Annotated in this window: 13 protein-coding genes; 10 read left to right on the forward strand and 3 right to left on the reverse strand. The window is 71.7% G+C overall.

Annotated features, from left to right (window positions below):
* The first annotated feature begins 31 nt into the window (after nt 1-31).
* The gene (locus ABZU46_RS20095; protein ID WP_354859937.1) at nt 32-1372 is read left to right on the forward strand and encodes an aminotransferase class I/II-fold pyridoxal phosphate-dependent enzyme; all 1341 of its coding nucleotides are present in this window, start codon (nt 32-34) and stop codon (nt 1370-1372) included.
* 294 nt (nt 1373-1666) lie between these two features.
* Nucleotides 1667-2371, forward strand: a complete 705-nt coding sequence (locus ABZU46_RS20100; RefSeq protein ID WP_354859940.1) for a UdgX family uracil-DNA binding protein — start codon at nt 1667-1669, stop codon at nt 2369-2371.
* Nucleotides 2372-2455: 84 nt separating this feature from the next.
* On the opposite strand, the gene ABZU46_RS20105 is transcribed toward ABZU46_RS20100, so the two are convergent.
* The 3 genes from ABZU46_RS20105 to ABZU46_RS20115 form a co-directional block, all read right to left on the reverse strand.
* Nucleotides 2456-3868, reverse strand: a complete 1413-nt coding sequence (locus ABZU46_RS20105; RefSeq protein ID WP_354859943.1) for an FG-GAP-like repeat-containing protein — start codon at nt 3866-3868, stop codon at nt 2456-2458.
* A gap of 101 nt (nt 3869-3969) precedes the next feature.
* On the reverse strand, nt 3970-4230 hold the full coding sequence (locus ABZU46_RS20110; RefSeq protein ID WP_354859945.1) for a hypothetical protein: 261 nt from the start codon (nt 4228-4230) through the stop codon (nt 3970-3972).
* Entirely contained in the window at nt 4230-4463 is a 234-nt protein-coding gene (locus tag ABZU46_RS20115) for a hypothetical protein (RefSeq protein ID WP_354859947.1), read from the reverse strand. Before ABZU46_RS20115 ends, ABZU46_RS20110 begins: the two co-directional genes overlap by 1 nt.
* Nucleotides 4464-4673: 210 nt before the next feature.
* On the opposite strand from ABZU46_RS20115, the gene ABZU46_RS20120 reads away from it, so the two are divergent.
* The 8 genes from ABZU46_RS20120 (at nt 4674) to rny (ending at nt 14428) form a co-directional block, all read left to right on the forward strand.
* The gene (locus ABZU46_RS20120) at nt 4674-5645 is read left to right on the forward strand and encodes a LuxR C-terminal-related transcriptional regulator (protein WP_354859949.1); all 972 of its coding nucleotides are present in this window, start codon (nt 4674-4676) and stop codon (nt 5643-5645) included.
* Between the two features lie 166 nt (nt 5646-5811).
* Complete coding sequence (locus ABZU46_RS20125) at nt 5812-7416, forward strand: FAD-dependent oxidoreductase (protein WP_354859952.1); 1605 nt, start codon at nt 5812-5814, stop codon at nt 7414-7416.
* A gap of 145 nt (nt 7417-7561) precedes the next feature.
* The gene (locus tag ABZU46_RS20130) at nt 7562-8929 is read left to right on the forward strand and encodes an MFS transporter (protein WP_354859954.1); all 1368 of its coding nucleotides are present in this window, start codon (nt 7562-7564) and stop codon (nt 8927-8929) included.
* A gap of 4 nt (nt 8930-8933) precedes the next feature.
* Nucleotides 8934-9134 (forward strand): DUF3046 domain-containing protein, encoded by a 201-nt coding sequence (locus ABZU46_RS20135; RefSeq protein ID WP_354859956.1) that lies wholly within the window; start codon nt 8934-8936, stop codon nt 9132-9134.
* A gap of 184 nt (nt 9135-9318) precedes the next feature.
* The gene (gene recA / locus ABZU46_RS20140; protein ID WP_354859959.1) at nt 9319-10365 is read left to right on the forward strand and encodes a recombinase RecA; all 1047 of its coding nucleotides are present in this window, start codon (nt 9319-9321) and stop codon (nt 10363-10365) included.
* 14 nt (nt 10366-10379) lie between these two features.
* Nucleotides 10380-11078, forward strand: coding sequence for a regulatory protein RecX (locus tag ABZU46_RS20145; protein ID WP_354859961.1), 699 nt, complete (start codon nt 10380-10382; stop codon nt 11076-11078).
* A gap of 33 nt (nt 11079-11111) precedes the next feature.
* Entirely contained in the window at nt 11112-11948 is an 837-nt protein-coding gene (locus tag ABZU46_RS20150) for a 3-keto-5-aminohexanoate cleavage protein (RefSeq protein WP_354859963.1), read from the forward strand.
* A 713-nt stretch (nt 11949-12661) separates the two neighbouring features.
* Nucleotides 12662-14428, forward strand: a complete 1767-nt coding sequence (gene rny, locus ABZU46_RS20155; protein ID WP_354859966.1) for a ribonuclease Y — start codon at nt 12662-12664, stop codon at nt 14426-14428.
* Nucleotides 14429-14533: the final 105 nt, after the last annotated feature.

Consider the following 14533-nt stretch of genomic DNA (forward strand, 5'->3'; position numbering starts at 1 on the left):
CGCCCCTTTGTTCTAGTACAATCTCCTGTTTGTGTCAGCACGCTATCAGTTCAGCGGGACGACGGCCGTCGCGATTTCGGCCAGCATCGAGTCGGGCATCCGTACCGGCGCCCTGCCACCCGGCGCCGCCCTGCCGCCGGTGCGGGCCCTCGCCGCCGAGCTGGGCGTCAGCCCGGCCACTGTCGCCCGCGCCTATCGGGAGCTGCGCCAACGCGGCGTGCTGGCCACCGCCGGCCGCCACGGCACCCGCGTCCGTCCGCGCCCACCGGTGGCCGCCCGCCGCTCCGTGCTACGCCCCGCACCGCTGCCGGACGCCCGCGACCTGTCCCGGGGCGAGCCCGACCCCCGACTGCTGCCCCCGATCGGCCCGCACCTGGCCGCGCTCGCCGCCGACGCGGGTCCTCCGGTCGGCTACTCGCAGGCCGGCGTGCTCCCGGAGCTGGCCGAGGCCGCCCGCGCCCGGTTGAGCGCCGACGGCGTACCCGCCGGGGACCTCACCCTCACCGGCGGCGCGCTGGACGGCATCGAGCGGCTGCTCGGCGCCCACCTTCGTCCCGGTGACGGGGTGGCGGTGGAGGATCCCGGCTGGGCCAACCTGCTCGACCTGGTCGCCGCGCTCGGGCTGCGGCCGATCGGTGTGCCGCTGGACGACGAGGGTCCACTGGTGGCCGGGGTGGCGGCCGCGCTGAGCGCCGGAGCGCGGGCGCTGGTGATCACCAGCCGGGCGCAGAACCCGACCGGCGCCGCCGTCTCCGCCGCCCGCGCCGAGGAGCTGCGCGCTCTGCTCGCCGGCCGACGGGACCTGCTGCTCATCGAGGACGACCACGCCGCCGAGCTGGCCCGCGTACCCCTGCATTCGCTCGCCGGCGTGACCGGAAGCTGGGCCTTCGTGCGGTCGGTGAGCAAGCCGTTCGGCCCGGACCTGCGGCTGGCGGTGCTGGCCGGTGACGAGACCACCGTGGCCCGGGTGACCGGCCGGACGCGGGTCGGCGCCGGCTGGGTGTCCACCGTGCTGCAACGGCTGGTGCTCGCCCTCTGGGGGGACCCGGCGGTCGACGAGCTGGTGCGGCGGGCGGCGCAGAGCTACGACCTGCGGCGCGAGGGCCTGTTGGCCGCGCTCGCCGAGCATGGCCTGACCGCGCACGGCCGCAGCGGCATCAACGTCTGGCTGCCGGTGCCGGACGAGACCAGCGCGCTGACCGCGTTGCGGGACGCCGGCTGGGCGGTGGCGCCCGGCGCCCTCTACCGGATCGCCGCCCCGCCCGCCCTGCGCATCACCGTCAGTTCCCTGGCCGTCGAGGAGCTGACCCCCCTGGCCGCCGCCCTGGCCCGCGCCATCCATCCCTCCCCTGAAATGGGCTTCTCCACCTGACCTGCGAGCGTGACGCCCATTAAGGGGGTTTATCGGAAGAAAAAGGGGTATCGCGGCGATTCGGAGAAAGTGGGGCGGGTATGCGGGCCGCCGGAGGTGCCTGATCATGGCTGCAGGTGGGAACCGCAAGGGGCTGTGGATCGCGATCGCGATCGCCATCATCGTGATCATCATTGTGCTGATCGCCATCGCGTCCGGTGGTGGCGGGGGCGGCAACGGCTACTGACGCGGCCGGGCCGCGCCCACCCGGGGCGTACCCGGCAGGCGATACCGAACGGGTATATAACAGTCGGCATGGCCGAGCAGACCGACAGCGCTCCCGGCGCCCAGCGGTTCATCCCGCCCGACGCCGACACCATCGACGAACTCCGCGCGGCGTCGGGTGGCTGTCGGGGCTGCGAGCTGTACCGCGACGCCACCCAGACCGTCTTCGGCCGGGGGGACGAGAGCGCCCGCGTGGTACTCGTCGGCGAGCAGCCCGGCGACATGGAGGACCAGAAGGGCCTGCCCTTCGTCGGCCCCGCCGGACGGCTGCTGCGCCGCGCCGTCGACGACGCCAAGCTGGACCCGACGCAGCTCTACCTCACGAACGCCGTCAAGCACTTTCGTTTTGAGGCGCGCGGCAAGCGGCGCATCCACCAGACCCCGGACCAGGTGCACATCACCGCGTGCCGGCCCTGGCTGGTGGCCGAGTTCGCCCGGCTGCGCCCGGAGATCGTCGTCGTGCTCGGCGCCACCGCCGCCAAGGCGCTGCTCGGCCCGTCCTTCCGGGTGACGAGACAGCGCGGCGAGCTGCTGCCCTGGCCCGCGTCGGCCCAGCGCCCAGAGGACTTCCAACGGGTGCCGGTGGACGACACGGGGAAGCGGGCCGACGCGCCGCCGGCTCGGTTGCTGGCCACCATCCACCCATCCGCGGTCCTGCGCGCCGACGACCAGGACAAGGCGTACGAGGGACTGGTCGCCGACCTGACGGTCGCCGCCCGCGCCCTGCCCGCCTGACCCAGGTGTTCCCGCCGGTGGTCGGGCGGTGCCCAGGCAACGCCGACGCGCCCGGCCAGAGGCCGGGCGCGTCGACTGAGGGTGTCAGATGATGCTGTTGAAGCCGCCCCAGCCGCTGCCGATCTGCTGGTTGCCGCTGAAGGGGACGCCGTTGTCGCGTTCGATGTTGTTGGGGTACAGCAGGAGGGCACCGCTGGTCGTGCGGCCCACCAGGTCCGTGTAGCCGTCACCGGTCACGTCCGCGCCGACCAGCGTGTCGAAGCCGCTCCAGCCGCTGCCGATCTGCCGGTTGCCGCTGTACGGGACCCCGTTGTCGCGTTCGATGTTGTTCGGGTAGAGCCACAGGGTGCCGTCGGTCTTGCGGGCCACCAGGTCGGTGTAACCGTCGCCGGTCACGTCCGCGCCGACCAGCGTGTCGAAGCCGCTCCAGCCCTGGCCGATCTGCCGCGCCGACGAGCTGCTGTACGGAGTGCCGTTGTCGCGTTCGATGTTGTTCGGGTAGAGCCACAGGGTGCCGTCGGTCTTGCGGGCCACCAGGTCGGTGTAACCGTCGCCGGTCACGTCCGCGCCGACGATCCGGTCGAACCCGCCCCAACCGCTGCCGATCTGCCGCGACGCGCCGCTGCTGTACGGGGCGCCGTCGTCACGAACGATGTTGTTGGAGTACAACAACATCGTTCCGTCTGACTTGACGGAGATCAGGTCGGTGAAGCCGTCACCGGTGACGTCGGCGTTGATGATCCGGTCCGCGCTGCTCCAGCCGCTGCCGATCTGCCGGGACGAGCCGCTGCTGTACGGGACGCCGTTGTCGCGCTCGATGTTGTTCGAGTACAGCCACAGAGTGCCGTCAGTCTTGCGGGCCACCAGATCGTGATAGCCGTCGCCGGTCACGTCGGCGACCCCTGGGTCCTTCACCGGAGCCTGGCCGCCGGTGGTGATGTTGTTGTAGCGGCGGGCGACGTAGTTGCTGGCCGGGTGCGAGTCGATGAGACCGTCCCCGCCGCCGCTGAGCGTCTCGGTGTCGATCTTCACCGGGGTCGATCCGAAGGCGTAGTACTCGAACGTGCCCGTCGACTGGTTGATCCAGCGCTTGAAGAGGATGACGTGCTGGCTCGCCGAGTTCAGGATGTCGCCCGGCTGGAGGTCGCTCTTACTGATCTGCTTCGACACCGTGTACATGTTGTAGGTCGTCTTCGACGTCGAGAGGTGCCAGGCCATCGAGACGAACCCGGAGCAGTCGGTGCGGTAGTTCTTGCCGTTCTCGTCGCGGTAGTAGCCGCCCTGGCTGTAGGGGATGCTGCCGCGATTGTCGTACCAGTACTTGGCGCGGCTGAGCACCTCGGTCGGACTGATCGACCCACCCACGCTGGAGTCGGCGAAGGCTGCCTCGGGACTGCTCGCCAGCACCGTGGCGACGCCCCCGGAGAGGCCGGCGCCGGCGGCGAGTGCCACGCCGAGCGCCATTGTGGTCAGGCGACGAATCGCATTTCGTTGCATGGTGTTCCTTTCGGATTAATTCCGATTTCAAGGCAGGTTTGTCCGTCCGCCGAACGGTATCCGTCGGCGGAGGCGGGAAAATTGAACAGGTGATGCCGTGGTCAGACGATTCGCCACGGGCCGAGCAGTGGGCTGCTGGCGATTGTGCGGTCGACGACGCGGCGCAACGTCACGGCGGCTGCCGTCGGATCGTCGGTGTCCACGAAGGCCAGGATGTCGGCGCTGTCCGGGCCGGCGCGGACTCGAAGGTGTTCGATACCGCTCCCGGCCGTGGCGTTCACGTGGATCAGATTTCGCAGCGTCGCCGGGTCGATGGCGGCCGTCGAGGTGAGCGGGGCGATACGGATGTGCGTCACGATCATCAGGACCACTCCGACGGGTCGACCGGGGGCGGCGAGCCCCAGCCAAATCCCTGGCCTCCGAACTGGCCGGTCGAGGCGTCCTGTGCGGGACCACCCCAGCCGAACCCCTCCGCGAGCGCCGCCATCGCACCCGGTTCCGAGTTCAGGATGATCGCGAGGGCGAGGGCGAGGCCGAGTGCGAGAATGGCGATCGAGGTACGGTAATTGGCATTGATAAAAGTGGTTATGCTCATTGACGTCTCTCCTGTGCTTGGAATGTCGATTCCGGAGGCTCCGTGGTCGTTGTCGCCGCCGTGAGAGAAGCATCGCGGGCCCACGGTGCCCTGTCACCAGGTTCGGCCTGGCGTGACCCCGCCCGGCGGGACCACGCCAGGTGCGGAACGGGTCCACGAGAACGCTCGATACGCGGCAGAATGTCGATTGGTTCTACCGGGGGAGGGGTCATGTTCGACCTGCTGGGACTGTCCGCGCAGCATGAGGCGGTCTATCGCGCCATGCTGCAGTGTCCCGACCTGAACGTCGCCGGCCTGTCCGATCACCTCGGCGTCTCGCCGGGGGAGGTGACGGCGGCACTGGACGTGTTGGCCGACCTCGCACTCGTTCGGCTCGACTCCCTGGGCGATCACGCCCGGCCGGTGCGACCGCAGGCCGGGTTGATGGCGCTCCTGACCAAGGTGGAGGCCGAGGTCGCGGTCCGGCAGCGGCAGGTCGAGGCGACCAAGGCCGCCATCGCCGCCATCGCGACCGCCCACGACGACTACCACCAGGTGGCGGAGGGGCGGTTGCTCGCAGGGGTCGACAGCGTCCGGGACCGGCTTGCCGAGTTGGCCGACACCGCCCGCGCCGAGTGTCTCTCCTTTAGCAGCGGCGGCGCACAGAGCCCGGACACGCTCGAGGCGGAGGCGCCGCTCGACCAGCAGGCTCTGCAGCGGGGTGTCCAGATCCGCAACGTCTATCAGGACAGCTTCCGCAACGACCCCGGCACCCTCGCGCACGCCCGCTGGCTGGCCGGCCTCGGTGGGCAGTCACGCACGACGCCGACGCTGCCGATGCGCATGGTCATCGTCGATCGGGAGGTCGCACTCGTGCCCATCGACCCGGCCAATCCCCGGCAGGGTGCACTGGAACTGCGCAGCCGCGGGATTGTTGCCGGGCTTATCGCGCTCTTCGAGCAGGTGTGGCACGCCGCGACTCCGTTCGGCGAACAGGCGGCGGCCGACGAGCAGGGTCTCACCCGGCAGGAACGCGAGCTGCTGCGGCTGCTCGCCGCGGGGCACACCGACGAGTCGGCGGCCCGCAAGCTCGCAATCTCCCTGCGCAGTGTGCAGCGCATGATGACGTCCCTGACCGAGCGGTTGGGCGCCGCCAGCCGATTCCAGGCCGGCGTGCAGGCGGCCAGCAACGGTTGGGTGTGAGGGGGCGGTACGGCACGGTCGTCGGCTCGGCCGGTAGCGAGATCGGTGACAAAAACCGCCACCGCCGGCGGTCGGTGAGGTGATACCTACCGGAAACGGCGTTGCGTGATCCGCGTAACAGGTCCTCTGCAGACTCACGTGAGTCGATCTTGTAGGGGAGGCGTTCATGAGCGATCAGACGCAGTCGACGGTGAGTCGGCGTGGGTTCCTGCGCGCGGTCGGGATCAGCGGCGGTGCCGGTGCGATGCTCGCCACGATGGGAGCCATGGGTCTTGCACCCAGTGCCGCCGCGTCGGTGACCCCGGCGTTCCGGGCGCCCGAGCCGTCCGACTTCACCCTGACCGGCCGGCCGGGGGCCAGTGTCGTCGTGCTCGGCGGTGGCATCGCGGGGCTCACCACCGCGTACGAGCTGGGCAAGGCGGGCTACCACTGCACGGTCCTGGAGGCGCGGCACCGCGTCGGCGGGCGGAACCTGACCATCCGTGGTGGCGACGTCGAGACCGACCTCGACGGGCACACCCAGCGGGCCGGCTTCTCCGACGGCGTCTACTTCAACGCCGGGCCGGGCCGGATCGCACAGTGGATGCTCACCATGGACTACTGCCGGGAACTCGGCGTACCCATCGAGGTGTTCACCAACCAGAACGCCGACGCCTGGATCTACAACGAGTCCGCCGGGATGACCGAGCCGATCCGGTACCGCACCGCCAAGGCCGACGTGTACGGCTACGTCTCGGAGCTGCTCGCCAAGGCCACCGACCAGGGCGCGCTGGACGCGCGGCTCACCACCGAGGACCGGGACCGGCTGCTGTCGTTCCTGCAGGGCTTCGGCGCGATCGGCGGGCGTGCCAACGACTGGGCGTACGCCGGGACCAACCGTCGCGGCTTCTCCGCGTACCCCGGCGCCGGCAACGACGTGGGGACGCTGCTCGGCGCGCCGCCAGCGCTCTCCGACGTCTTCGCCAGCAACGTGGGCCGGTACTTCTCCTTTGAATTCGGCTACGACCAGGCGATGCTGATGTTCCAGCCGGTGGGCGGCATGGACCAGATCCCGCGTGCCCTCGCCAAGGCCGTGGGCGGGCACCGGATCCGACTCAACGCCGAGGTGACCGGAGTGACCGACCGGGGCGGCCGGGTCGAGGTGACCTATCGGCAGGGCGGCCGGGAGTCGCAGATCGCCGCGGACTACTGCGTGGCGGCGCTGCCGCCGCACCTGATGGCCCGGGTGCCCCACAACCTCGGCGCCGGGGTGACCGCCGCCCTGGCCGACTTCCCGGTCACCGCCGCCGGCAAGATCGGCCTGGAGTACCGCAGCCGCTGGTGGGAGACCGACCAGCGGATCTACGGCGGCATCACGGAGACCGACCTGGACCTGTCGCACATCTGGTACCCGTCCTACGGCTTCCACGGCAAGCGTGGCCTGGTCGTCGGCTACTACAACACCGGGGCGAACGCCAGGGCGTACAGCGGGCTCACCCCCGAGCAGCGCCGGGAGCGCGCGGTCAGCCAGGGGGTGAAGATCCACGGCGACAAGTACCGCAGCGAGCTGGTCACCTCTTACTCCCACGCCTGGGACCGGACCCGCTACATCGAGGGCGCCTGGACCTCGCCCCGCTACGGCACCGCCGGATACAACCTGCTGCTTCAGCCGGCCGGGCGGGTCTACTTCGCCGGGGACTGGCTGAGCCACGAGGTGGCCTGGCAGCACGGGGCGTTCGTGGCTGCCCGTTCGGCGGTGTCGTCGGTGCACCAGCGGGTGATGGCCGGCTGACCGACGGGCCCTCGCGAAGATCCGCACCGCGAAGATCCGCGCGGGCGCGGCGAGGCGGCCCGGGCGGGCGGGGCAGCCGGCTGGGGCGTCGGGGTTCGGGGTGGGTGCGCGAGGATGGGGTCACCCCCGTCCTCAAGGAGCGCCGATGGCCACCGACCTGACCGTGCCGCGTGCCGGCGGCGCCGGGCTCGACGTCGCGCCGATCCAGCGGCGCACCATGCGGCTGCTCTTCACCACCCAGATCATCGGCGGCGTCGGTGTGACCATCGGCATCTCCGTCGGCGCGCTGCTCGCCGCCCGCATCGCCGGCACCGCGGTGGCGGGCGTCGCGCAGAGCGCCGGGGTGGTCGGTGCGGCGCTGCTCGCCGTTCCGGTCACCCGGATCATGGCGCGGCACGGCCGTCGTCCCGGCCTGGTGCTGGCGTACACCGTGGGCGCCGTCGGCGGCGTCCTGGTGGTGGTGGCGGCGGCCACCCGCTCGGTGCCGCTGCTCTTCCTCGGCATGCTGCTCTTCGGCGGTGGCACCGCCGCGAACCTGCAGGCCCGCTACACGGCGGTGGACCTCGCCGAGCCGACCCGTCGAGGGCGTCAGCTCTCGCTGATCGTCTGGGCCACCACCATCGGGGCGGTGGCCGCCCCGAACTTCGCCGCCCTGGCCGACCGGGTCACCACCGGCTGGGGGCTGCCGCCGCTGGCCGGCCCCTTCGCGTTCAGCGCGACGGCATTCGTGCTGGCTTCCGTCGTACTCCTCGGGTTGCTCCGCCCCGACCCGTTGCTCACCGCGCGGCGGCTCGCGGCGGCCGACGCGCCACCGACCGCCGTCGGGCCGCCCGCCGACGCCGCGCCGGCGGCCGGTGGGGCCGGGCCGGCCACCGCGCTGGTCCGTGCGCGCGCGCCGCGCACCGCCGGAATGCGGCTGGCCTGGTCGGTGGTACGCGGACAGCCAGCCGCCCGGCTCGGCATCACCGCCGTGGCGATCGGTCACCTGGTGATGGTGGCGGTGATGGCGATGACCCCGGTCCGGCTCGGTGAGTCGCACGCCGACGCCGACGTGCTGCGGCTGGTCGGGATCGTGTTGAGCCTGCACATCGCCGGCATGTACGCGTTCGCCCCGGTGGTCGGCTGGCTCACCGACCGGCTCGGCCGGCGGGCGGTGATCCTCGGCGGGGTCGGGCTGCTGCTGGCCGCCTGCGCGGTCGCCGGCACCGCCGGGCACCACACGCCCCGGCTCTCGATCGGTCTGGTCCTGCTCGGGCTGGGTTGGTCGGGGACGATGGTGGCCGGCTCGACGCTGCTCTCCGAGTCGGTGTCGGCCGGTGTGCGGCCCAGCGTCCAGGGGTTCTCCGACCTGATCATGGGGTTGGCGGGGGCCAGCGCCGCGGTGCTCAGCGGGTTTGTCATGCAGCTCGCCGGTTATCCGGTGCTCACCCTGCTCGCGGCGGTCGCGACAGTGCCCCTGGTGGCGCTAGCGTTGCGCCCGGTGCCGACGGGGGCACCGGGCGAGGAGGGTTGATCACGTGCGGCTGACCGACTTCTGGGCGCGGTTGGAGGAGGCGTTCGGGCCGGGCTACGCGGCCAGCATCGCCCGCGACCAGGTGCTGTCCCAGCTCGATGGGCGGACCATCGAGCAGGCGCTGTCGTCGGGGGAGCAGACGCACGTGGTGTGGCGGGCGGTCTGCGCCGCGTACCCCGACCGCGTACCCGCTCGACTACGCTGAGCAGCCTTTTCGCCGGTTCCGCGTGTCGCTTGTCGAGTCGTACACCTGTTCGGCTATTGTCCACAGCGGGGTGCTCGTCCACAGCTCGCGGCCCGTCGGCTGGTTTTCTGTCGGACCCAGCGCCTAGCGTGTCCGCGTGACGCGAAGCTCAGCAAAGACGCCGGCGAAGGCAGGGGTGGCAACCATGGCAGCAGGGCCTGACCGGGAGAAGGCACTCGACCTTGCTCTCGCTCAGATTGACAAGCAATTCGGCAAGGGCTCGGTGATGCGGCTGGGTGACCGGCCGGTCGTCCAGACCGCGATCATTCCGACCGGCTCCATCGCGCTCGACGTGGCCCTCGGCATTGGCGGCCTGCCCCGTGGCCGGGTGGTCGAGATCTACGGTCCCGAGTCCAGCGGTAAGACCACGGTGGCACTGCACGCGGTGGCCAACGCCCAGCGCAACGGCGGCATCGCCGCCTTCATCGACGCCGAGCACGCGCTCGACCCGGAGTACGCGAAGGCCCTCGGCGTCGACACCGACGCGATGCTGGTCTCCCAGCCGGACACGGGCGAGCAGGCGCTGGAAATCGCGGACATGCTGATCCGCTCCGGCGCTCTGGACATCATCGTGATCGACTCGGTGGCGGCCCTGGTGCCGCGCGCCGAGATCGAGGGCGAGATGGGCGACAGCCACGTGGGCCTCCAGGCCCGGCTGATGAGCCAGGCACTACGGAAGATCACCGGTGTGCTCAGCAACACCGGCACCACGGCGATCTTCATCAACCAGCTGCGCGAAAAGATCGGCGTGATGTTCGGCAGCCCGGAGACCACCACCGGTGGTCGGGCGCTGAAGTTCTACGCCTCGGTCCGGCTCGACGTGCGACGCATCGAGAGCCTCAAGGACGGCACCGACGTGGTCGGTAACCGCACCCGGGTCAAGGTCGTGAAGAACAAGGTGGCCGCGCCGTTCAAGCAGGCCGAGTTCGACATCATGTACGGCAAGGGCATCTCGCGTGAGGGCTCGCTGATCGACGTCGGCGTGGAGCAGGCGATCATCCGCAAGTCCGGCGCGTGGTACACGTACGACGGCGACCAGCTCGGCCAGGGCAAGGAGAAGGCCCGGGAGTTCCTGAAGGAAAACCCGGACGTGGCCGCCGAGATCGAGAAGAAGATCCTGGAGAAGCTCGGCGTCGGGGTTGGCGCGAGCGACGCCGCCGGTGGCCCGGAGCTGCCGCCGGTCGACTTCTGACCGGTCGCTGACCAGTGGCAGGACGACGCGCCCGTACGGGGCGGGGCTGGGATGCCAGCCCACCCCGTACGGGCGACGCCAGCGATCCTCCCCGCCCTCGCCGGGGTCGCCGTGGGCGCCCCGAGGAGGGCGACACCGTCGAGCCTTCGGCGCCGCCTCGAGACGAGTCGGAGGTGGCTCGCGAGATCTGCCTGCGCCAGCTCGCCGTCCGGCCGCGCACCCGGGCCGAGCTGGCCGACGCGTTGGCCAAGCGGGGCATCTCCGAGCAGGTCTCGGCCGAGGTGCTCGACCGCTACGACGAGGTCGGCATCATCGACGACGCGGCGTTCGCCCGCGCCTGGGTGTCCAGCCGGCACACCGGTCGTGGCCTGGCCCGCCGGGCGCTCGCCAACGAGCTGCGCCGCAAGGGCGTCGACGGCGAGGTGGCCACCGAGGCGCTGGGCGAGCTGGACGAGGAGACCGAGGCGGCAACCGCCCGCGCCCTGGTGGAGCGCAAACTGCGCACCGCCCGGGGTGAGCCCGCCGCGGTCTTCCGCCGCCTGGTCGGGATGCTGGCCCGCAAGGGCTATCCGCCCGGCGTGGCCATCCGCGCGGTGAAGGACGCGCTCGCCGCGCAGAGTGCCGAGGCGGCCGAGTTCGCCGAGCAGATCGACGCCGACGCGCTCGCCGACGCCGAGGGCGATCTGGAGCGCGACAGCCGTCCGCTCGACTGAGTGGCGCGCGATGGGTGCGGTGGGGGTGGCCCGATGTTGAAAGCGTGTCTGAACGGCCAGCGCAGTCGTGCCGCCCATCCGGCCGTGCCGGTGACCCCGACGGAGTTGGCGGCCGACGCGGCCCGCTGTGCCGCGCTGGGCGTCGCGGCCGTGCACGTCCATCCCAGGGACGCGGCCGGCGTCGAGTCACTGCGCCCGGCGGTGATCGCCGATGCGCTGACCGCGATCCGTGCGGCCCGGCCGGGGCTGCCGGTGGGGGTGAGCACCGGAGCCTGGATCGAACCGGATCCGGCCGCCCGGGTGGCCGCCGTCCGATCCTGGCCGGTGCTGCCCGACTTCGCCTCGGTCAACGCGCACGAGCCCGGCGCCGAGGGGGTCGCCGCCGCGCTGCATGAGCGTGGCGTGCTCGTCGAGGTGGGGCTCTGGACACTCGACGCCGTGAAGGCGTACCGGTCCTGGCGGGTGCCGGTCGGACGGATCCTCGTCGAGTGCATGGCGCAGGAGGCGCCGGTCGCGTTGGCCGACGCGGCGCGGATCCTCGCCGCGCTGCCGCCGCCGTCGGCGGCGATGCCCGGCGTGCCACCGCCGTCAGCGGGGATGCCCGCCGTGTCACCGCCGTCAGCGGGGATGCCGGGCGGGTCGCCGCCGTCGACGGGGATGTCGGGCGGGTCGCCGCCGGAGGACGCGGTGGCTCCGCCCGTGCTGCTGCACGCCGAGGGTCCGGCCACCTGGGCGGTACTCGCCGAGGCGGTCAGCCGTGGGCTGCACACCCGAATCGGGCTGGAGGACACGCTCCTGTTGCCCGACGGCGTACCGGCACCGGGCAACGCCGCGTTGGTCACCGCCGCGCTGGCGGCCGGCGCCGGCTGAGCCGCGGACGTCGGCTCAGCGGGGAAGCGCAGGCTCGCCCCGATCAGGTGGTGGCCGGCCCGCCCGCATGTCCGCCGCCAGCCGGTCACGTCGGCAGTCGATCAGGAACTGTCGGTGCTGTCCGGCGTGACGCCGACAATCGACAAGCGGTGCGGCCCGTGCCCGGGCGACTTGTAGAGGGTCGCTGGTGTCACAAAGTCGGCTCGGCGCACGGGCGCCGCCGCCGCTGAACAGGCATGACATCCCGATTCGGGCCGACGGCTCGCCGTGTTTGTCCTTCCGTGTCCGACACGACATCAGCTTTGTGTGACGCTACAACTTCGCTCCGTTCGGGGGGTTTGATCATGAGTCCTTGACCAGACCGCCCTTGGCGACCTAGCCTCGCCATACAGGCTCACATTGCCCGACCAGCGCAGGCTAAGCGCACAACATAGATCTCGTAACAGAACAGCATCACTTTGGCCGACTCCGCGGCCTTTGGCGGCAGTTCCGGACTGGCCGGTCCGGCACTCCGCGACAACTGCACCCGGTCGCCGACGATGCCCGAGGGCACCGCCGGCGGAGAGAGCTATCCACGGCCAGCCGCTCCGGTCGGGCGTCCACAGCCGCAGGAGTGTGCCTCGGGCACAGTCGCTGCGGTCTCGACGTTCAGGGGAGGCGGCCATGGCGGGGCGGCGGCACAGGTTCACCGGTAGACCCAGCGGGGTCCCGGCATGAACGCCCTCGACGTCGTGCTTCTCGCGGCCGTCCTGATCCTCGCGGTGGTCGTGGTCGGGGCGGTGCTGGTCGGCATCCGGACGCTGCGTCGGATGGGCACGGCGCCGGCCCCGGAGGATCCCGCCTTCATCGCGGAGAAGGACCGTCAGGAGCAGTCCCTGGCCGCCCTGCGCAACGCCGCCGACCAGGCGAACAGCACGATCGACGTGGCCAAGTCCGCGGCCTCCGCGGCTCGGGCCGAGGCGGCGGCGGCGAAGGCCGAGGCGAAGGCGGCCCGGGCCGAGGCCCGGCGGGTGCTCGACGACGCCCGCGCCGAGGCGGACACCGTGCTGGAACGGGCGCACAAGCAGGCCGAGGCGGACGCCGACCAGCTGCGCACGGCAGCCCGCCGCAGCGGCGAGCGGGAGGTCGCGGTGCTCGCCGCCACGACCCGGGAGCAGGCCGCGGAGGTGGAGCGCCGGGCGGCCCGGATGGACGAGCGGGAGCGGCTGCACACCGAGGAGGTGGAACGGTTCGCCGAGCGGGAGCGGCAGCTCACTGCGGCGAGCGCCGCCCTCGCGGCCCGGGAGTCCGCGCTCGCCCAGCGCGAGACCGAGCTGGCCGAGGCCGAGGAGCTGCGCCGCCGGGAACTGGAGCGGGTGGCCGGTCTCACCGCCGAGTCGGCCCGGCTGGAGCTGATCGACGCGATCGAGACGTCTGCCAAGCGCGAGGCGGCGCTGCTGGTGCGCGACATCGAGTCCGACGCGCGCAACACCGCCGAGCAGCGGGCCCGACACATCGTGGTGGACGCGATCCAGCGGGTGGCCAGCGAGCAGACCGCCGAGAGCGTGGTCAGCGTCCTGCATCTGCCGGGCGACGAGATGAAGGGCCGCATCATCGGCCGGGAGGGGCGCAACATCCGCGCCTTCGAGTCGGTGACCGGGGTCAACCTGATCATCGATGACACCCCGGAGGCGGTGCTGCTCTCCTGCTTCGACCCGGTCCGCCGGGAGGTCGGCCGGCTCACGCTGGAGAAGCTGGTGCTGGACGGGCGGATCCACCCGCACCGGATCGAGGAGGTCTACGACCTGGCTCGGCAGGAGGTGGAGCAGCTCTGCCTGCGCGCCGCCGAGGACGCCCTGGTCGAGGTCGGCATCACCGAGATCCACCCGGAGCTGGTGACCCTGCTGGGCCGGCTGCGCTACCGCACCTCGTACGGGCAGAACGTGCTCAAGCACCTGGTCGAGACCGCGCACATCGCCGGCATCATGGCCGCCGAGCTGCGGCTGGACGTGCCCACCATCAAGCGGTCGGCGTTCCTGCACGACATCGGCAAGGCGCTCACCCACGAGGTCGAGGGCAGCCACGCCATCATCGGCGCCGACCTGGCCCGCAAGTACGGCGAGCACGAGGACGTGGTGCACGCCATCGAGGCGCACCACAACGAGGTGCCGCCGCAGACCATCGAGGCCGTGCTCACCCAGGCCTCCGACGCCTGTTCCGGCGGTCGGCCGGGCGCGCGTCGGGAGAGCTTGGAGGCGTACGTCAAGCGCCTGGAGCGGATCGAGGAGATCGCGGCCGGGAAGCTCGGCGTGGACAAGGTCTTCGCCATGCAGGCCGGCCGGGAGATCCGGGTGATGGTCAAGCCCGACGACGTGGACGACATCGGGGCGGCCGTGCTGGCCCGCGACGTGGCCAAGCAGATCGAGGAGGAGCTGACCTACCCGGGTCAGATCCGGGTCACCGTGGTCCGCGAGTCCCGGGTCACCGAGATCGCCCGCTAGTCCAAACAGCAGAAGGGCCAGCCCGGACGCCGGGCTGGCCCGTCTGGTTTAGAGCTGGGCGTCAGGAGCCTCCGCCCGCACCCGCGGCCAGAGACGATCGGGAGA

Source organism: Micromonospora sp. NPDC005197, from assembly GCF_040608295.1.
Classification (GTDB): domain Bacteria; phylum Actinomycetota; class Actinomycetes; order Mycobacteriales; family Micromonosporaceae; genus Micromonospora.

Coding starts and splice junctions, on each gene's coding strand:
- ABZU46_RS20100 (WP_354859940.1), top strand. CDS start 1,667: ATGGCCGAGCAGACCGACAGCGCTCCCGGCGCCCAGCGGTTCATCCCG.
- ABZU46_RS20105 (WP_354859943.1), bottom strand. CDS start 3,868: ATGCAACGAAATGCGATTCGTCGCCTGACCACAATGGCGCTCGGCGTG.
- ABZU46_RS20110 (WP_354859945.1), bottom strand. CDS start 4,230: ATGATCGTGACGCACATCCGTATCGCCCCGCTCACCTCGACGGCCGCC.
- ABZU46_RS20115 (WP_354859947.1), bottom strand. CDS start 4,463: ATGAGCATAACCACTTTTATCAATGCCAATTACCGTACCTCGATCGCC.
- ABZU46_RS20120 (WP_354859949.1), top strand. CDS start 4,674: ATGTTCGACCTGCTGGGACTGTCCGCGCAGCATGAGGCGGTCTATCGC.
- ABZU46_RS20125 (WP_354859952.1), top strand. CDS start 5,812: ATGAGCGATCAGACGCAGTCGACGGTGAGTCGGCGTGGGTTCCTGCGC.
- ABZU46_RS20130 (WP_354859954.1), top strand. CDS start 7,562: ATGGCCACCGACCTGACCGTGCCGCGTGCCGGCGGCGCCGGGCTCGAC.
- recA (WP_354859959.1), top strand. CDS start 9,319: ATGGCAGCAGGGCCTGACCGGGAGAAGGCACTCGACCTTGCTCTCGCT.
- ABZU46_RS20150 (WP_354859963.1), top strand. CDS start 11,112: ATGTTGAAAGCGTGTCTGAACGGCCAGCGCAGTCGTGCCGCCCATCCG.
- rny (WP_354859966.1), top strand. CDS start 12,662: ATGAACGCCCTCGACGTCGTGCTTCTCGCGGCCGTCCTGATCCTCGCG.